The sequence below is a fragment of the Bacteroides sp. 214 genome (assembly GCF_010501015.1).
In the GTDB taxonomy this organism is placed as follows: domain Bacteria; phylum Bacteroidota; class Bacteroidia; order Bacteroidales; family Bacteroidaceae; genus Bacteroides.
Genome location: NZ_QVML01000007.1, coordinates 95527 through 115036 on the forward strand (window position 1 = coordinate 95527; position 19510 = coordinate 115036).

Below are 19510 nucleotides of genomic sequence, written 5' to 3' on the forward strand. Positions count from 1 at the left end.
CCGCGCTTATCTTATCTACAATATTACTTTCAGTACTTTCCCTCCAAATTCTTTGACCTGTACCCGTGTTGGCTTATACGGTAACAGTCTGATTTCTTCCTTTTTGCCGGTAAGCAAATCTACAGCGCTGCAATTTTCCATCGGTTGCATTCGCAAATAGTCAAAGGCATGTGGTGGAATATTTATACTAATATCTACTGGTTGTTCGTCAAAATTAACTACAAAGAGTAGTACCTCATTTTCGTGTTTTCGCAAGAAGGTATACTGTTTATGTATATTGAAGTTCCAGTTATCTTCATTTACATACATCAGATCGAAGAAAAGGCCTTGCGAAATAGCTTTTTCTTCGTTACACATTGTTAGTATGCGCATGTAAGTGGATTGTAGTTCTTTCCCTTTTACGGAAAGCATTTTTCCATCGAAACTGCCACCATTACGCCAACGGCGTATAGTGTCTATACTCCAGTAATCGAAGATAGTTGTTCTACCGTCTTTTCCGCTGAACCCTTCCTGATCCATACCACGTTCGCCAAACTCTTGCCCAAAATAAATCATCATTGGGTTGGTGTTCATACACGCAGAAACCAACAGACCGGGAACTCCTTTGCGAGCATCGCAGGCGAAATAGTCAGAGGCGATGCGTTGCTCGTCATGGTTCTCAAGGAAATTGAGCATTCGTTTTTCAATGCCACCCAAACTTTGCCAACTGCGACTAATAGATTTTGCAGAGTCATAGCCACAGATAACGTTACGTAACGTATCATACAAACCTACCTTGTCGTATAGATAATCAAATTTCCCACGGAATAGGTAGTTATTGTATTCATTGGGATTATATACTTCGGCAATGAATAGGATAGTAGGGTAAGCGTGTTTTACTTGTGGAATGGCCCACTCCCAAAATTCTACCGGAACCATTTCTGCCATGTCGCAACGAAAACCGTCTATGTTCTTTGCTGCCCAAAAGAGTAGGATATCCAACATCTTCTCCCAGGTATTTGGAATAGGCATGAAGTGGTTTTCACCACCACCGGCATAATCTACACCATAGTTCAACTTGATGGTTTCGTACCAATCATTGATGTTGGGGTAAGCATCAAAACGGTTGTTTCCTGTAGCCTTTGCCGGAAATTCTTTGTAAGATTCATCAGCGTTTCCTTTCATGTCGAATTGTCCACGCAATTCGCTACCCGGTATATAATAGAAATTGTTCTTGGCACTGAAGGCTAATGAAGTATCGTCCTCTTCGCCCAATTGTTTAGTCCCTTTGGGTTGTGCATCCGAATTATATTGTCTGGCAACGTGGTTTGGCACAAAATCAATAATAACTTTCAGTCCACTGCGGTGGGTGCGGGTAACCAAGTTCTCAAACTCCCTCATTCGCAATTCCACATCTTTTGCCAGGTCGGGTGCTACATCGTAGTAATCTTTAATGGCGTAGGGTGAACCAGCTTTTCCTTTTACGATGGCTGGGTGGTCGGGGCAGATGTTGAAGTTTCGATAATCTGTTTGTGTAGCATGTTCAATAATGCCGGTGTACCATATATGCGTGGCACCTATTTTCTTTATCTCTTTTAGTGCTTTTTGGTTGAAGTCGGCAAGCTTTCCGCACCCATTCTCTTTGATGTCTCCATTGTGAATACAAAAACTGTTGTCGTTACCAAACAAGCGCGGAAGCACCTGATAGATGATTATTTTACTGTCATTCATGCTATATTTGTTTTTACCTCCAGACGGTTCCTTTGTCTGTCAGCAATTGATCTAATGTTTTATTGGCTGTTTCATAGCCTTGTTCAAAAATCTCTTCTGCTTTCTCTAACTCAGTGTTGCTATAACCAAAGAGGTTATAAGGCTCTATCAACAGGTCGCTTCGCTCCCGTTGAGGAAATGAGTTGGCGGAGAATACAAAATGGTACGAACGCATGGCAATGCTAACTATATTCTTTTTGTATTCTTTTGCCATGAGAGGGCTTACGTTTACAGCAACTACTTTTTCGCAAATGTTGCGAATAGTAGATACGGGTAGATTCATGAAGAGTCCACCGTCTACGTAATGAACATCGTCAATGATTACCGGTGCAAACATAATCGGCATACAACACGATGCTGCTACACGTTCGGCTATGTTCCCCTCGCGAAAGTGAATGCTTCGCCCGTGATCAAGATCAGTAGCAGTAATAATAAAAGGTATTTGTAAATCCTCAATTCGCTGTGCCTTCAGGTTCTTTTTTAAGAAATCGGTAAAACCACTCAGGTCGAAGAGCCCCTGCTTGGGAATAACCAACTTAGTTAGATCCATAAACTTTTGTCCGGCAAAGAACTTGAGAACCTCGCGTGGCTCGTTTCCATCAGCAACAAATACACCTGCCAATGCACCTGCACTTACCCCCGAAATGATTTCAGGGTGAATGTCGTGCTCCATTAATGCTTGCATAGCACCCAAATGTGCAAACCCTTTAATGAATCCGCCACTTAGTGCGAAGCCAATGTTGTAGGGTTTCTTCTTTTGTATCATCTCATCGCTCATAGAATGAACTGTTTATTTGTATTTGCGTACGAATTTACTAAAATAAGTTCTTAATAAGACAATGTGTTGGATATATTAATAAAAAAAGGGAAGCCTAAGCCTCCCCTTTAAGTGTGTTTGTAAATAGGATATGTTCTATTTTTCAATACCGTGAGCTGTAATTCCCGACTCAATCTTCTTCACTAATCCTTGTAAAACTGCCCCCGGACCACATTCGGTAAAGTCAGTTGCACCGTCTGCTACCATGTTGTGAACAATCTGTGTCCAACGAACAGACGCAGTAAGTTGTGCTACAAGGTTTGTTTTTATTTCTTCGGGATTAGTATGTGGAAGTGCATCCACATTTTGATATACAGGGCATTTAGGCGTTTGGATATTTGTAGCTTTTATAGCTGCTTCCAATTCTACTTTTGCAGGATTCATCAATGGTGAGTGGAATGCTCCACCTACTTTTAGCGGAAGCGCGCGTTTTGCTCCAGCGGCTTTCATTAATTCACATGCTTTCTCTACACCGCTTATAGTTCCGGAGATTACAATCTGTCCCGGACTGTTATAATTGGCAGGCACACAAATATCGTCAGTTATTGATGCGCAAATTTCTTCTACCTTTTCATCGGGTAAGCCAAGTATGGCTGCCATAGTAGAAGGTTGTACTTCGCATGCTTTCTGCATAGCTAATGCGCGAGCATAGACAAGCTTCAAACCATCTTCAAAAGATAATGCTCCAGCGGCAACCAAGGCTGAGAACTCTCCAAGAGAGTGTCCAGCAGTCATTTCTGGCTTAAAGTCATCACCCATGCAAAGGGCTGAAATCACAGAGTGTAAGAATACAGCAGGCTGAGTAACTTTAGTCTGGCGCAAATCTTCATCTGTTCCTTCAAACATAATATCGGTAATTCGGTATCCAAGGATATCGTTTGCTTTTTCAAATAATTCTTTAGCAAGGGCAGATGATTCATACAAATCCTTACCCATTCCTGAAAACTGGGCGCCTTGTCCCGGAAATACAAATGCTTTCATATTACTTTATGTTAAAAATAAGCGGCAAATATAGACATTTATTGAAAGTTATTCAAGATAACTCCCGGTAAATTGTTCTTTGACACAGAACTATATACTTGGGTAACTCCGGAAATAACACGTGTGTCTTCCTCTTCCTCTGCAGGAGGATATGTGCCCGCCAAGTATTGTAATGCATGATTTAACAAGTACTCGTTTGTGTCGCCAAAAGGTAAGAAGTAATCATAATCCTGTGTTTCGTCTAATGTATAGTCGGGCGAAAACCCGGCTGAGTAATCAGACTCGTTATTGGCATTATATATTTTGCATACGATGGGGCTGATAGCCCATGGGTACTTGTTTTCTGAATCGGTAAAGCGAACCGACCCAACGTTTTTTCCTTCTGTTTTGCTGCCTATAAGTGTCACTGGCATATAAGGCTTAAGTGCGTTAATGACTAGCTCGGAAGCAGATGCTGTGTACGAACTTGTTAGAACAATAACATTGTTGAGATTCAGGTTACTTCCACCTTGTAGGCTTTCGCGTGTGAGGTATTCGGTGTAACTCAATTCGGTGTTTTGGTCATTGTATTCTACATAGCACATTTCTTTGGCAATAATCTCTTCAGGAATAAGCATGGTGCAAATTAACTGTGCCGGCGGAATGTTTCCACCCGGGTTATAGCGTAAGTCAAGAATAAACTCCGATACATTGTTTGCCTTAAATTCATTGGAAAGAGCAGCGAGTTGCTTGTCATAAATAGTGGCATCGCTATCTGTTCCGGAAGTAAAGTGTGTATAGACGAGATAAGCAACGTTCTTACCGTTTACAGTATAAATATTACTATATAATACCGGATTGTCAACAACAGCTCTTGCTTCTTGAATGGTTATTATACCTGCTTCGACAAAAACATTGGAAGTAGAACCTTCTTCATCGGTTATTTTTTGTATTTCGCCGATAGCAAATTGAGCAGATGCTCCACCATTAAGTGCTGTGTAGTTTTGACTATTGATGGGAATGTTATTTACACGCAAAATCCAATCACCGCGTTTAAGTCCTGCTTCTTGTGCAGGTGTGTTGGGTAACACATACAAGATGCGCGCATAATATACCGAACTATTGGTTGGCGAGGTATAGAGCGCATACTCAAAACCATAGCTGTACTGCTCGTTAATAGATCGGGTAGTAGCTGCATTGTCTATCTTCTCAATTGTGGAATATTTGTAATTGCTTTTTCCATCTTTGCTCGAAAGCAGGGTAGGGAAGAAGTTGTCTGGCGTAGCATAGTAGTTCAACGAAGAGCTTTCACGAATTTCATCGTACCAATAATAATATTTACGCATCACACTTTCTATCCACAAGTTGGGTTCTGTACGCTCTTTGTAACCTTCGCGCCTATCCTCACAAGCAACGAAGAGTAAGCAACAAAGCAGTAGAATATAGTTTCTTTTATTCATTTTTGTAATGTTATCGAAAAGCAAAGATACATGATTACCTTATTCCTTATCTATTAAATTCTCCCTTTTTACAATTTTATAACCGATAGCCGCTATAAATATACTCATCAACGGGCTAATAAGGTTGAAAAAACAATATGGCAAGTATGTAAGGGTAGATACATTGAGTACTGTTGCTTGTGTCATACCACAGGTGTTCCATGGAATAAGTACAGAAGTAACTGTTACCGAATCTTCGGCTGTGCGACTTAATAAACGGCTTTCATATCCTTTCTCCTTATAGATATCGCGAAAGATATCTCCGGTAAGAATAATGGAAATGTATTGATCGGCAGTGGTGAGGTTCAATAGAAGTCCCGAACAAACAGTAGATGCTACTGTGCTAACCGCGTTTTTCATAAATCGTGCAAAGATTGCCGTGAGGCTGAAGAGCATGCCACTTGCCATCATGGATCCTCCAAAACACATGGCGCAAATAATCAGCCAAATGGTATTCAACATACCCGACATGCCACGTGTAGAAACAAGTTCATTAAGCTCTATATTGCCGGTTTCTACTGCTGTTGATCCATAAAAGCTCGTTATTAAACCTTGAGCGGTAGACATAAAGCTCTCACCGTCGCCACCCGAAATTTCGTGTAGTAAGTGTGGCTGAAAGAAAATGGCGAATATACCTGCCAGCAAGGCTGATAGAAATAGCGTAATAACTGAAGGTATACGACGAGCTATGAGAATTCCTGTAACTATCGGTACAATCAATAGCCATAAGCTGATATTGAACTTTAGATCAAGCACACTTCTAAAAGTCATAATCTGTTCTGTTTCAACAACTTCTTTGGAAAGTCCGGCAATAGTAAAGATAATAAGTGCAATAATTAATGAAGGCACAGTTGTTATCATTAAATAGCGGATATGGTCAAAGAGCGGAACCTTAATGATGGACGATGCAAGTATTGTGGTGTCCGATAAAGGCGAAATTTTATCGCCGAAGTAAGCACCGGATATAATGGCGCCTGCAATCCAACCCGCTTCAAATCCTTGTGCTTTACCAATTCCCATAAGAGCAATGCCGATTGTAGCAACTGTTGTCCACGAACTGCCTGTTATAACCGAAACTAATGCACAAATGATGCATGTTGACACTAAGAAGAATTTGGGATGAATAATATCTATCCCATAATATATTAAGGTGGGAACCACACCGCTTATTACCCAACTGCCGCTTAGTGCCCCGATAACAAGTAAGATAAGAATAGCGGTAGAAATGCCTGCTATATTGTTTGTTATGGCTTGTTCGAAAGCATCCCATTTCACTTTGTAGAAAATCATGCCAATAAAGATGCAGACCGCCGCCGCAGTAAGTAATGATATCTGACTAGCACCACCCAATGCATCACTTCCAAAGATGCGGATAGATATAAAAAGCATAATAACCAATAAAACTGCAGGAATGAGGGATACGAGTGGGGGTGGCTTCTTTTCCATTGTTGTGGATTTTATTGTTGAAGCACGAAAATAACAATTAAATCTAAGAAACTGTTTAATTTTTCCACAGAATGATTCATATAGGATGCTTTCGTTTTTTATTTAGCACTCTTTTTGTCTGTTTTTTCTCTTTATTATCTACCTAGTGGGTTAATATACACTTCAAATACAGTTTTACGAAACAGATCCTTAAAAAACTGACTGAGTTTCATACAAAAACTCAGTCAGAAATGGTTTAAAACTCAGTGAGAAATGAAGCGAAACTCAGTCAGAAAAACAACTGCTTAAAGCTCTTATTTCAAATGTTATAAGTATTTTATAGATTCAAGTTAAATAGTATAGCCGTGTACTCCAAATACTTGACGCGTCAAGTATAAAGAGTACACGCTTCAAGTATAAAGAGTTGACGCGTCAAGTATTTGAGGGTGAAATACCCCTCTCAGAAGCGTCCTAGCGCAGCGTTATTTTTTTGGGGGAAATAAGCAGAAGTGTAAAGGGAAGACAAAGACCAACAAAGAATTCTACTTGATCCGTTTAAAGTGAGGTAATAATACAAGAAAAGCCTCTCAGCAATTCCTGAGAGGCTTTATCTTAGAATAAACCATTTCTGATTATTCAGCTGCAGTTTCTTCTGCAGCTGGTGCTGCTGCTTCTACTTCAGGAGCTGTTTCTACTTCTTCTGCAGTTTCTTCAGCGGCAGGTGCTTCAGCTTCAGCTTTTGCTGCTTCTTCGGCTGCCTTCTTTTCAGCTAATTCTTTAGCTTTAGCTTCATTCTTTTTCTTTTCAGCATCAAGGCGAGCTTTAGCGTCAGCTTTAGCAGCTTCAACTTGTTTTGCTTTGAGTGCTTCAAGACCTTTTTGCTTGTTGTTTTTCCAAGCTTCGAATTTAGCTTCAGCTTCTGCTTCTCCAAATGCGCCTTTAGCTACGCCACCAAGAAGATGTTTCTTCATGTAAACGCCTTCGCGAGAAAGAATGTTACGCACAGTGTCAGTAGGTTGAGCTCCTGTCAAAACCCATTTCAATGCACGTTCAAAATTCAAATCTACTGTTGCAGGATTGGTGTTAGGATTGTAAGTTCCAATCTTTTCAGTAAATTTACCATCACGTGGTGCTCTACTGTCAGCGATGACGATAGAGTAGAACGCATAATTTTTGCGTCCATGTCTTTGCAATCTGATTTTAGTTGCCATTTAATTATTCTTTTAATTGATTTGAATTATGTGCTATTATCTCGTAATAGCGGCGCAAAGGTAAAACTATTTTCGAGAAAGGCAAGCGAATTCGCCTGCCTTTCTTATTTATAGTGTTGTTTTTTACAGTGTTACCCCTGTTTTGAAAATAGCAATCTCGCGATATCCTTTCTTTTCGTTGTTTACAAATTCGCCACTTGCTACCTTGATAATATAGTCGATAAAGCGACGGCAAGTAGATTCCATGCTTTCACCTTCTACAATCACTCCTGCGTTGAAGTCAATCCAAGTAGGCTTGTTGTTGGCAAGTGCTGTGTTGGTCGAGATTTTCATCGTAGGAACATAAGTGCCAAACGGAGTTCCACGGCCAGTAGTAAACAATACGATATGCGAACCTGACGAAGCCAATGCTGTTGCAGCAACCAAGTCATTGCCCGGAGCTGAAAGTAGGTTCAGTCCTTTTACCTGCAAACGTTCGCCATAGCTAAGTACTCCATTCACAATACTCTTTCCACATTTTTGTGTGCAGCCAAGTGCTTTTTCTTCAAGAGTAGAGATACCTCCGGCTTTATTACCCGGTGATGGGTTTTCGCCTACCGGCTCTCCATGTGAGAGGAAATATTCTTTAAAATCATTGATGAGGTGCACCGTTTGGTCAAATAATTGTGTATTGGCACAACGGTTCATTAAAATCGTTTCCGCACCAAACATTTCGGGTACTTCAGTAAGGATACTGGTTCCACCCTGTGCAATAAGAAAATCAGAGAATACACCGAGTAGTGGGTTGGCTGTAATACCCGAGAAACCATCTGAACCACCACACTTCAAACCTACCTTCAGCTCACTAAGGGGCACGTCAGTGCGTTTGTCCTGACTGGCTATAGCATACAAATCGCGTAAAATAGTCATTCCTTCTTCGAACTCATCGTGCACTTTTTGGGTAACGATGAACTTTACACGTTCTTTATCATATTCGCCAAGGAATTGCTCAAATACTTCGGGCTGATTGTTTTCGCATCCTAGCCCTACTACCAGTACAGCACCTGCATTTGGATGGAGTACCATGTCGCGAAGTATTTTCTTTGTATTCTCGTGGTCGTCGCCAAGCTGCGAACAGCCGTAGTTGTGAGGATAGGCTACAATAGCATCTACTCCTTTGCCACCTGTTTCTTTACGTAGGGCTTCGGCAAGCTCATTTACGGTGCCGTTTACACAGCCCACGGTTGGGATAATCCATACTTCATTACGAATACCCACTTCACCATTCTTGCGGCGATAGCCTTTGAATGTCAGGTTCTCTTGTGGGATGTCCAATGTTACATCAATCGGATTGTATGTATACTCAAGCAAGCCGGCAAGATTTGTCTTGATGCAGTTTTCATTCATCCAATCGCCAACTTTCTTAGCTTTTGTTGTGTGTCCGATAGGATAGCCATATTTAATAACATCTTCGCCTTCGGTAAAATCTTTCAATGCAAATTTATGTCCTGCCGGTACATCTTCTGTAAGTGTAATGGTTGTGCCGTTTATGGTAAACTGCTCGCCTTTGGAAAGGTTGATAATCGCAACAGCCACATTGTCGGCCGGATTGATTTGTAAAATCTTTGTAGTCGTCATACGCGTTCTTCTAAATGGAGTAATTTAATTTTGAATAATAGTCAATATTCTCGGCGCTTAGCAAGTCGATAGGCATGTAATTAATAGGTGCCACTTCTTTTTTGAAGATAAGATGATCGCACAATAATTTAATGCCTGTAAAACCTTGTACTTCGGGCTGTTGCGCAATAAGCAGTGCAACACTTCCTTGTTTTAAACACGCCACGTTGCGTTCTAATAGGTCGTAACCAATTAAGTTAAATTTCTTGGGATATTCTTTTTGGAGATATTCTCCTATGTTATATACCTTAGAATTGAAGGTAATTCCATTTGCTACATGGGGGTAGTCGCGAAAGAATTTTTCCAATATAGGATTGTCTTCCTCTTCATGCTTGGCTTGTAGGTTTAGTTCCAGAATATCACAATCGGGGTGATGTTCTTTCATGTATAGTCTAAAACCTTTTTCACGATTCTCTTGTTGATTCGATCCTACAATTCCTGCATTTATTCTTCGAAAGATAACAACTTGTTTTTCTCCTGCGGCAAGCATCATTAGCATTTTGGCTGCAAAAACTCCGCTTTGTCCTGAGTTTTGTCCAAGGAATGAAAGTGATGGAATGTCACGAATGATGGAGTCTATATATATATAAGGTATATGCTGCTCGTTTAACCCATCTGTGAAAGATTTGGTGTACTGCGGTGCCGTAGGGGCAAACAATACTCCATCAGGATGTTGTGCCAGTATCTCTTGGCCTTTATCTACAAACGAGTGATAATCATACGGGTCGTAGTAAAATATATTTGCCGAGATGTTGAAGTCGGAGTAATTATCTACTGCTTTATGGATACCTTCTTCTACTGCCGTCCAATATTCGCCAGGCAAGTGTTGTGGGAGTAGGCAAGCATACATATATTTTTTATTGGAAGCAAGTGCGCTGGCATACATGTTGGGGTGATAATCCAATTCTTTAAGAATCTTTTCCACTCGTTTTTTGCTTACTTCCGAGACACCGCTTCTGCCATGTATAACCCTGTCTACCGTACCGACAGAAACGTTGGCAAGGCGAGCAATATCTTTTATTCTAATCCTTTCGGGTAACTTATTCATCTCTCTTTTGTACTGATGCATTGCTGCAAAGAGTTTCTTCTCTGCATTTTACCTCGTAAAAGTAGATATTATTGCGTTGGTGTACAATAATAACTGTTTTTTCTTGCACAAATATATGACAATTTTTGTAATTATGGAAATTGTTGTATCTTTGTGTCCGCACACGAACCCGATTTTGATGGCAATTTGAAACAATAGATATTAATAATTTCATAGAATTAAAAAACTCATTATGGGAAAGAAAGTCGTTACTTTTGGAGAAATCATGCTTCGTTTGGCTGCTCCAGGTTATTTGAGATTCTCTCAATCAAAGGAATTTACTGCAACTTTTGGTGGTGGTGAAGCCAACGTTGCTGTGTCATTGGCTAATTATGGACTGGAAACAGAATTTGTTACCCGTCTTCCTCAAAATGACATTGCTCAATCGTGTATTATGGATCTTCGCGCACACAATGTAGGCACTAAAGAAATTATCTTCGGTGGCGAACGTGTAGGTATTTACTTCCTTGAAACGGGTGCGGTAGCACGTGCTTCAAAAGTAGTTTACGACCGTGCTCATTCTTCTATCTCTACTATTGCTCCGGGTATGGTTAACTGGAGAGAAGTGCTGAAAGATGCACAATGGTTCCATTGGACAGGTATCACTCCTGCTTTGTCGCAAGGTGCTGCTGATGCTTGTTTGGAAGCTATCAAGATTGCTAACGAAATGGGTGTAACCGTTTCTTGCGACTTGAACTACAGAAAGAACTTGTGGAAATATGGTAAAAGCGTAACCGAAGTAATGCCTGCCTTAGTAGAAGGTTGTGATGTGATTTTGGGTAACGAAGAAGATTGCGAAAAAGTTTTCGGCATCAAACCCGAAGGTTTTGACGTAACAGCTACCGGTGGAGAAGTAGATGCTGCTGAGTTTGAATCAGTATGTACACAAATGATGAAGAGATTCCCACGTTGCAAGAAAATGATTGTAACACTTCGTGGTGCTATTAACGCTAATCACAATACTTGGGGTGGTGTTCTTTACTCAGAAGGCACATTGAAAATGTCTAAGAGATATGATATTACACACATCGTAGACCGCGTAGGGGGTGGCGACTCATTCATGGGTGGTCTTATCTATGGTTTAATCTCTTATCCAACCGACGATCAAAAAGCACTTGAGTTTGCTGTAGCTGCTTCTTGTTTGAAACACACAGTTTACGGCGACTTCAATTTAGTAACAGTAGCTGAGGTAGAGAACTTGATGAAGGGCGATGGCTCTGGTCGTGTATCTCGCTAAAAACAGAATAGAATGGCAAGATTTAGTAAAATACAAGTGCTCAATGCAATGGAGAGCACTGGGATGGTTCCCGTTTTCTACAACAAAGATGTAGAAGTAGCAAAAGGTGTAGTAAAAGCTTGTTATGATGGTGGTGTTCGTGCATTCGAATTTACCAATCGTGGCGACTTTGCACACGAAGTGTTTGCTGATTTAGTAAAGTGGGCTGCAAAAGAATGTCCTGAACTAATTTTAGGTATTGGCTCTATCGTAGATCCTGCTACAGCAGCATTATATATTCAATTAGGTGCTAACTTCATTGTTGGTCCATTGTTCAATCCAGAGATTGCTAAGATTTGCAATCGTCGCTTGATACCTTATACACCGGGTTGTGGCTCGGTTTCTGAAATAGGTTTTGCTCAAGAAGTAGGTTGCGATCTTTGCAAAGTGTTCCCGGCAGGAAATGTAGGTGGACCTTCGTTCGTTAAGAATGTAAAAGCTCCAATGCCTTGGTCAATGCTTATGGTAACAGGTGGGGTAGAACCAACTAAAGAAAATCTAACAGCTTGGATTAAAGCGGGCGTAACTTGTGTAGGTATGGGTTCAAACTTATTCCCAGCTGAAGTTGTTGCTGCCAAAGATTGGAATTGGATTATTGCAAAATGTAAAGAAGCATTCGGTTACATTGCCGATGCACGAAAATAAACAAGAGAAGCCTCTCTTTTAAGGGGTTAGTTAGTTTATAGAAGGTTTTTCTTGTTTTTGTCTAATGTGTTTTAATGATTACCACCGGAATTTCTTAAAAATTCCGGTGGTTTTTCTTTTAGGCTTTACTGCTTTACGCGTATGAAACCCCAATATTCGCCATTTACGGTTTCCACTTTATCTAGTGTAACAGGAATATCAGCAGGGATGATTCCTATTGATTTTCCTTCGCCTTCTTTCGAAGGTTTGGACTCACGCATGGTTATGTTTTTGTTGGTTTTGAAACTCTCTCCGGTTACCGTCATCTTTCCATTAGAAATAGTAACTCTACCTGCTGGAATATCCAATGTGGCATCTTTCCATCCATTAGCTTCAGTGTAATATCCTAGCCAAATAGACCCTTCTTTATTTTTCAAGAATGTCTCTTTCTTGCTGTTTATATAGCTCAATTGAGCTTCGCTCTCTGAGCCGATTTCAGTAGCTGCTCTATCTGGATTTTGCTGGACAATGATAGGGGGCTCAGGTGTCGTTTTATTGCCTAACGCATTTGTTTGTTGTTGATCAATCACGACAGTTCCGAATCCATTAGATTGAATTGGAGTCTTTTTGCCGGTTGTGCCACTTTGACTTGCGGTAGCGCTAGACGTCAGATTAGCTAGCTCTTGTTTTATACTCTTTATTTCGGCAGATAATTGTTGGGTAAGCTGCGCTGTAGCCGCCGATTGCTTATCACGAAATACAATGCCTTCTTTGGTTATCTGAGAAATCTGAGAGATGTCAAAACCTATAAGCACTTTTAATAAAAAGAGCCCTAAAATGATACAGACGGTAATAACGGGATAACGCATTAAGTAAGGCCAATCAATTTTTTGTTTCTCAGTAGTGGTTTTACTTTGTTCTGTTTCCACTGTTGTTTTGGGTTGTTGCTGTTCCATAAAATTAATACACAATAAAATGAATAAATAAAAAAGTTACACTCGTTGGGTACAAAGTTAATATTACAAAATAAATATGTACTATAATAAGGTTAAAAAATGAAGTTCGCTTCTTTTCCTCACAATATATTCCGTCAAAACTTTATATCCTATTCTTTTGTTATTAAATTTGTAAGAATAACAGTTAAGTAATGATGGAATCAAATATACTTTTAGCCTTTCTACTTACTCTTTTTGCCGGACTTGCTACCGGAATTGGCAGTTGCATCGCCTTTTTTGCTAAGAGAACTAATAAGAAATTTCTCTCTTTTTCGCTTGGGCTTTCGGCAGGTGTGATGATATATGTTTCTTTCGTGGAGATTTTTCCGCAAGCGCAAGACTTACTAACGATAGAGTTTGGTACAAAATTCGGTATGCTTATCACAGTGCTTTCTTTCTTTGCAGGAATGCTCTTGATTGGTGCTATCGACCGCTTGGTGCCTTCAATGGAAAATCCACACGAGGCTCGTTCAGTAGAAAGTATGAAAAGACCTCCCAAAGAAAACGCAAAGCTAATGAAGATGGGAGTGATGACTGCTCTTGCCATTGGTATTCATAATTTCCCCGAAGGCATTGCCACTTTTACTTCGGCAATAGAGAACCCTACATTGGGGGTTGCTATTGCTACAGCTATTGCCATACACAATATTCCGGAAGGCATTGCGGTTTCTGTTCCCATTTATCATGCCACAGGCAGTAAAAAGCGGGCATTTACATTATCTTTCCTGTCGGGTATAGCCGAGCCGGTAGGGGCGTTGCTAGCATATGCTATCTTGATGCCGTTCATGTCGCCTCTGCTGATGGGATGTATTTTTGCAGGGGTGGCAGGTATTATGGTATTTATTTCAATGGACGAATTACTGCCTGCTGCCCGTGAGTATGGCGAACATCATGTATCCATTTACGGACTGATAGTAGGCATGGCAATTATGGCGTTTAGTCTGATTCTCTTGGCGTAGAAGACGAATGTGTAAGATTTTGCGTTAATACATTGGAATAATAAACAAGAATTTGTATTTTTGAACATTAACAACTAAAAACACATCCGATGCTAACAGCTCAAGACAAAATTTTGCTCTCCGAAAAGGGTATATCGGAAGCACAAATAGCAGAACAGTTGAAATCTTTTGAAACAGGTTTCCCTTATTTGAAGCTCTCCGCTGCTGCTTCAGTGGCAAAAGGTATCATGGTTCCCACCAAACAAGAACAAGAAGAATACTTGGCAGCTTGGGATGCTTATACTAAGTCATACAAGACAATAGTGAAATTTGTGCCGGCGTCAGGAGCGGCAAGTCGTATGTTCAAAGACCTGTTTGAATTCTTGGATACCGACTACATCATTCCTACCAAGAGCTTTGAAAAAGCTTTCTTCAGAGATATCAAGAAATTTGCTTTCTATGATGATTTAGACAAGGCTTGCCATAAATTGTACGGAAAATCTATTGACGAGCTTATTGATCTTCATGAATATAAAGCAGTAGTAAGGGCATTGCTCGATGAATCGGGGCTTGACTATGGCTCATTGCCTAAAGGTTTACTTAAATTCCATAAATATGGTGACAGCTCTCGTACGCCTGTAGAAGAACATCTAGCTGAAGGTGCTTTATATGCTTCGGGTAAAAGTGGTAAGGCGAATGTACACTTCACTGTTTCTAAAGAACATCGTGTGCTCTTTCAATTATTACTTTCGCAAAAGCTCGAAACTTTGTCAAAACAATATGGAGTAGATTACAATGTTTCTTTTTCAGAGCAAAAGCCAAATACCGATACCCTTGCGGCAGATGTAAACAACCAACCTTTCCGTGAAAATGGAAAACTACTGTTTCGTCCCGGTGGTCATGGAGCTTTGATAGAGAATCTTAATGACCTCGATGCCGATGTTGTGTTTGTGAAGAACATAGATAATGTAGTTCCTGATAAGCTAAAGGCCGATACGGTTCATTACAAGAAACTCTTGGCGGGCATCTTGGTAAAGCTTCAGCAACAAGCATTTAAGTATTTGGCTATGTTGGATAGTGGTAAATATACCCAAGAAGAAGTTCTTGAAATCCTGCAGTTCGTACAAAAGAAACTCTTCTGCAAAAATCCTGAAACCAAAAACCTCGAAGACGCAGAACTTGTACTTTATCTTAAGAAAAAGCTTAATCGTCCTATTCGTGTATGCGGTATGGTAAAAAATGTAGGCGAACCCGGCGGTGGTCCGTTCCTTGCGTACAATGCTGATGGTACTATCTCTTTGCAAATACTCGAAAGTTCGCAAATAGACATGAACGACCCAGCAAAGAAAGAGATGTTCGAAAAGGGCACACACTTCAATCCGGTAGATTTGGTGTGTGCGGTGAAAGGTTATAAAGGGCAAAAATATGACCTTACAAAGTACGTAGATAAAGCGACCGGCTTCATCTCCCTGAAATCTAAGGGTGGGAGAGAACTGAAGGCGCTCGAACTACCAGGTTTGTGGAATGGAGCTATGAGCGATTGGAATACAGTTTTTGTGGAAGTTCCGTTGACTACATTTAACCCGGTGAAGACGGTGAATGACTTGTTGAGAGAGGAACATCAATAAAGAAAAGTAAATAAAGAAAGAAGAAAAACGAAGGCTTGTGTAGAAACAAGTCTTCGCTTTTTGTTGTATAACGAAATAAGAAGAACAATAGAAAATGAAAAAAATAGCGATTGTTGGCTGTGGGCGTCTGGCTGAAATTGTAGTAGATGCTCTCATTGCAGGATTGTTACCAGAGTATGAACTAGTTGGTGTTTACTCGCGTACAGCATCAAAGACCAATTATCTGGTTGCGAAAATGAAACAACAGGGCAAAACATGTGTTGCTTGTGCCTCTTTAGAAGAGTTATTGTCGTTAACGCCTCATTATCTGGTGGAGACAGCATCTCCCGCTGCTATGAAAGAAATTGCGTTGAAGACTTTGAAGAACGGAACTTCCATTGTTACCTTGTCCATAGGGGCATTTGCCGACACCGCGTTTTATCAAGAGGTAAAGGAGGTAGCTAAAGCAAACAATACTCGTGTATATATTGCTTCGGGAGCTACCGGTGGTTTTGATGTATTGAGAACAGCAACGCTGATGGGCAATGCATCTGCACGATTCTTTAATGAAAAAGGAGTGAATGCTCTGAGAAGGTCGGCAGTCTATAGCCCTATTATGGAGACAGAGAAACGTGTCGTTTTTTCTGGAACCGCACGAGAAGCCATAGCCGTTTTTCCAACCGGGTTAAATGTTTCGGTTGCTGCTTCTTTGGCTTCTGTTGGTCCCGAAGAGATGCACGTTACCATGCAATCAACACCCGGATTTAGAGGAGATACTCAACGAGTGGAGATAAAGAATGATCAGGTACATGCTGTAGTAGATGTCTACAGTGCCACCCCCGAAATCGCAGGGTGGTCGGTAGTCAGTACACTGATTAATATTGCGTCACCCATTGTATTCTGATAGATTCTTCAGTACCTTTTCGCTTAAACGATCAAAAGCTTGGCGTGTACGTCCTGTAGATACTTGCATACAACGCACGTGTGGGTGGTCGAGTAGATGAGAGCCACCCAACGCGCCTATTGTATCGCAAAAACAGAGATTGTTATTTTCCAACCATTTGGTAAAGGCTGGTTCGTCCCAAGCGGGCGACAGCCCTGTGTTGAATAAAATTTTCTTGTTCCCCAATTGTTCAAATTCTGCTTCATGGAGTAGTACTGTGTTTTTGTTGAGGCAACAGCAAACAACTTCACTTTGAGCCAATAATTCGTTAAGCGAAAGAAAACGATACCCTTTGTCTTCAGCCTCTTTCTTTTCACTACGAGCAAAGTACGCAATATCTGCTCCGAAGAATTTCAGCGCATCAGCTATCATACCACCCGATTTCCCAAGTCCTATAATGCCTGCTTTCAGTCCGGTAATTTCTCGTGCCATCTCTCCATTCCAAGGCTCTTGGTCAAACCCATGCAAGCAACGCACCAGTTCACTAACCACATACTCCACAACGCCTTCGTCGCCATAATCTCTAATGCCTGTAACCGTGATACCCCGTTCGTTGGCATAATGAATATCTACATTAGCACTTTCGGGTGAGTATAACGAACAGCACATACCAATGTAGCGCACGTTTGGACACTTTTCCAGTGCCATCCGATTAATTCGAGATGTATAGCTTAACAGTACGGCATCGGCATCTCCTATTCGGAAAGCCACTTCATTATCATCTACCGGTATGTCTTGAAACATAACTACTTCCTTAGCAAAAGTATACAATGCCTTTTCTGCTGATGGAATCAGACTTACGGGTTCTATGGCGACTAGTTTTTGAAACATATTGGATTGGATTTTATAAATAGCAAAGGTAGTGATATTTCGATATAATAAGCTTTGATAATTAATTATTCTTATACCTTTGCAACGAAAACCCTTTATATTAAAAAATAACATTTGAACAACTATGAATAAAATCATTATGATGAACTTTAAGTTCTTGTTTTTTCTTTTATCTACTTTATTCGTTTTTGCTGCTTGTGAAAAAAAAGAAGATACTCCAGATATTCCTGAAGAGCCTGTTGAGCAAGTAGAAGGTGCACTCAAAATCTTTAAATTTGAGAAAAAGTATAATCCTCAATTATCAACTGATGTTGAACTAACGATTTATAACAATAAAAATATAGCTGGGCATCTTAATGTTACTGTTGATATGAAAGCCCTTATTCCAACTTTTGATGTTGAAGATGGTCAACTATATTGTAACGACGTATTACTGAAAAGTGGACAAAGTACATGTGATTTTTCTTCTATTGTATCTATAGTCTTATTAGAAGATGATGGTGATAAAGTAGATTATAAAGTAATGTTGTTACCCTACACAGGATTACCTGTAGTAACTATTTGTACAGAAAATGAACGTTTCCCACAAGATAAAGTGTCGTGGGTACCAACTCGTATAAAAATAGATGGAATGGGTGTATTCCCTGATTACACCGATTCGGTTGGCATACGTGGTAGAGGTAATGTAACTTGGGGATTACCCAAGCAAGCCTTCAATATGAAATTAACAAACAAGGATGCTTTATTAAATATGCCAAATCAAAAAAGATGGTGTTTTTTGGCAAACTGGAGAGATCGAACGCTACTTAGAAATGATGTAGCGTTCCACATTGGACAGCAAACGGCCCTTGCATGGACACCTAGAAGCCAGTTTGTCGAGGTGATTTTTAATGGGGTACACATGGGAAACTATCAACTTACCGAACAAGTACGTATTGATAAAAATCGGGTCAACATAAAAGAAATGAAAAGTGAACATACAGATGCTATTAAAATAACTGGAGGGTATTTATTGGAAATTGATAGCTATTGGGATGAAGAAAATAAATTTAAGTCTGCAACCTACAATTTACCCTTCAATATCAAAAATCCTGATGCAGATGTGTTGGTTCCTGTACAAAAAGAGTATATTGAAAATTACATTAATAACATAGAGGATAAATTATCGAAAAATGAATTTGCAGCAGCCTACAATTATTTGGATATGAATTCTTGTGTCGATTATTGGATTGTTCAGGCATTGACTGGAAATACGGAAATAGTTAATCCATTAAGTGTTTACTGTTACAAAGAAAGAAGTGGAAAGTTATTTATGGGACCTCTTTGGGATTTTGATAAATCTTTTTCTTCGGTTGAAGCTGCTTATAATGGAAAGACAACTCTGCACTATACTTCATGGTGGTATAATGACCTGTTTAAGGATACAACATTTAAAACAAAAGTGAAGAATCGTTTCAATGAACTTTTGCCAAAATTAAAAGATGTGCCACAATACATTCAAGTAAAAGCTAATTATCTTTCGAATTCGGAAAGATTGAATTGGCAAAAGTGGCAGATTGATACGACTATTCTTGATAGCACCAATGGGGATGAAACTATTGACAACTATCAAGAAGCAATAAATAGAATGATTTCTATTTACAATGGTAGACTTGAATTACTGAAGGGCGAGATAGAGAAATTCTAATTTACAATCCTTACACTATTGAAAGAATATTAGAGGCTGTCTTACAATGATAAGATGGCCTCATTTTTGCGTACAGATAACCACGTATAAGCTCTTCAGAAACACATGGATGCCCAGCAGATAGACACGCGTAGGTTGTGCCAACGCGGTGGCACTGTCGTGCCACCGTTGATGCACAGTAGTGCCAATGCACTGGCAAAAAACA

The 19510-nt window shown here is 40.1% G+C and carries 16 protein-coding genes; 6 read left to right on the forward strand and 10 right to left on the reverse strand.

Annotated elements, in window-relative coordinates:
- Positions 1–15 precede the first annotated feature (15 nt).
- The 8 genes from D0T50_RS07390 to D0T50_RS07425 form a co-directional block, all read right to left on the reverse strand.
- A complete protein-coding gene (locus D0T50_RS07390; RefSeq protein ID WP_163222878.1) occupies positions 16–1710 on the reverse strand; it encodes an alpha-amylase family glycosyl hydrolase in 1695 nt (564 codons plus the stop codon).
- A 13-nt stretch (positions 1711–1723) separates the two neighbouring features.
- Positions 1724–2527 carry a patatin-like phospholipase family protein gene (locus tag D0T50_RS07395; protein ID WP_163222879.1) on the reverse strand — a complete coding sequence of 268 codons (804 nt, stop codon included), beginning with the start codon at positions 2525–2527 and terminating at the stop codon, positions 1724–1726.
- Positions 2528–2662: 135 nt separating this feature from the next.
- Entirely contained in the window at positions 2663–3547 is an 885-nt protein-coding gene (gene fabD, locus D0T50_RS07400) for an ACP S-malonyltransferase (RefSeq protein WP_163222880.1), read from the reverse strand.
- Between the two features lie 38 nt (positions 3548–3585).
- Positions 3586–4986 (reverse strand): S41 family peptidase, encoded by a 1401-nt coding sequence (locus tag D0T50_RS07405; protein ID WP_163222881.1) that lies wholly within the window; start codon positions 4984–4986, stop codon positions 3586–3588.
- 39 nt (positions 4987–5025) lie between these two features.
- On the reverse strand, positions 5026–6471 hold the full coding sequence (nhaC, locus tag D0T50_RS07410) for a Na+/H+ antiporter NhaC (protein WP_163222882.1): 1446 nt from the start codon (positions 6469–6471) through the stop codon (positions 5026–5028).
- 611 nt (positions 6472–7082) lie between these two features.
- Complete coding sequence (locus tag D0T50_RS07415; protein WP_163222883.1) at positions 7083–7661, reverse strand: 30S ribosomal protein S16; 579 nt, start codon at positions 7659–7661, stop codon at positions 7083–7085.
- Positions 7662–7784: 123 nt separating this feature from the next.
- Positions 7785–9278, reverse strand: a complete 1494-nt coding sequence (locus tag D0T50_RS07420) for a UxaA family hydrolase (protein WP_163222884.1) — start codon at positions 9276–9278, stop codon at positions 7785–7787.
- A gap of 10 nt (positions 9279–9288) precedes the next feature.
- Positions 9289–10365 (reverse strand): LacI family DNA-binding transcriptional regulator, encoded by a 1077-nt coding sequence (locus D0T50_RS07425; protein WP_163222885.1) that lies wholly within the window; start codon positions 10363–10365, stop codon positions 9289–9291.
- Between the two features lie 232 nt (positions 10366–10597).
- Between D0T50_RS07425 and D0T50_RS07430 the strand changes: the two genes are divergently transcribed.
- Both D0T50_RS07430 and D0T50_RS07435 read left to right on the forward strand, forming a co-directional pair.
- The gene (locus D0T50_RS07430; RefSeq protein WP_163222886.1) at positions 10598–11641 is read left to right on the forward strand and encodes a sugar kinase; all 1044 of its coding nucleotides are present in this window, start codon (positions 10598–10600) and stop codon (positions 11639–11641) included.
- Positions 11642–11653: 12 nt separating this feature from the next.
- A complete protein-coding gene (locus D0T50_RS07435) occupies positions 11654–12325 on the forward strand; it encodes a bifunctional 4-hydroxy-2-oxoglutarate aldolase/2-dehydro-3-deoxy-phosphogluconate aldolase (protein ID WP_163222887.1) in 672 nt (223 codons plus the stop codon).
- Between the two features lie 125 nt (positions 12326–12450).
- Here D0T50_RS07435 and D0T50_RS07440 read toward each other — a convergent pair whose 3' ends face one another.
- Complete coding sequence (locus tag D0T50_RS07440; protein WP_163222888.1) at positions 12451–13260, reverse strand: hypothetical protein; 810 nt, start codon at positions 13258–13260, stop codon at positions 12451–12453.
- A gap of 191 nt (positions 13261–13451) precedes the next feature.
- On the opposite strand from D0T50_RS07440, the gene zupT reads away from it, so the two are divergent.
- The 3 genes from zupT to D0T50_RS07455 all read left to right on the forward strand — a co-directional run bounded on the left by zupT (position 13452) and on the right by D0T50_RS07455 (position 16748).
- Positions 13452–14258: a zinc transporter ZupT gene (gene zupT / locus D0T50_RS07445; RefSeq protein ID WP_163222889.1), complete on the forward strand. Its 807-nt coding sequence runs from the start codon at positions 13452–13454 to the stop codon at positions 14256–14258.
- 89 nt (positions 14259–14347) lie between these two features.
- A complete protein-coding gene (locus tag D0T50_RS07450; protein WP_163222890.1) occupies positions 14348–15865 on the forward strand; it encodes a DUF4301 family protein in 1518 nt (505 codons plus the stop codon).
- Between the two features lie 94 nt (positions 15866–15959).
- On the forward strand, positions 15960–16748 hold the full coding sequence (locus D0T50_RS07455; RefSeq protein ID WP_163222891.1) for an aspartate dehydrogenase domain-containing protein: 789 nt from the start codon (positions 15960–15962) through the stop codon (positions 16746–16748).
- Here the strand turns inward: D0T50_RS07455 and D0T50_RS07460 are convergent.
- Entirely contained in the window at positions 16731–17618 is an 888-nt protein-coding gene (locus D0T50_RS07460) for an NAD(P)-dependent oxidoreductase (protein ID WP_163222892.1), read from the reverse strand. The two genes, D0T50_RS07455 and D0T50_RS07460, sit on opposite strands and share 18 nt — an antisense overlap.
- A gap of 124 nt (positions 17619–17742) precedes the next feature.
- Between D0T50_RS07460 and D0T50_RS07465 the strand changes: the two genes are divergently transcribed.
- Positions 17743–19305: a CotH kinase family protein gene (locus D0T50_RS07465; RefSeq protein WP_163222893.1), complete on the forward strand. Its 1563-nt coding sequence runs from the start codon at positions 17743–17745 to the stop codon at positions 19303–19305.
- Positions 19306–19510: the final 205 nt, after the last annotated feature.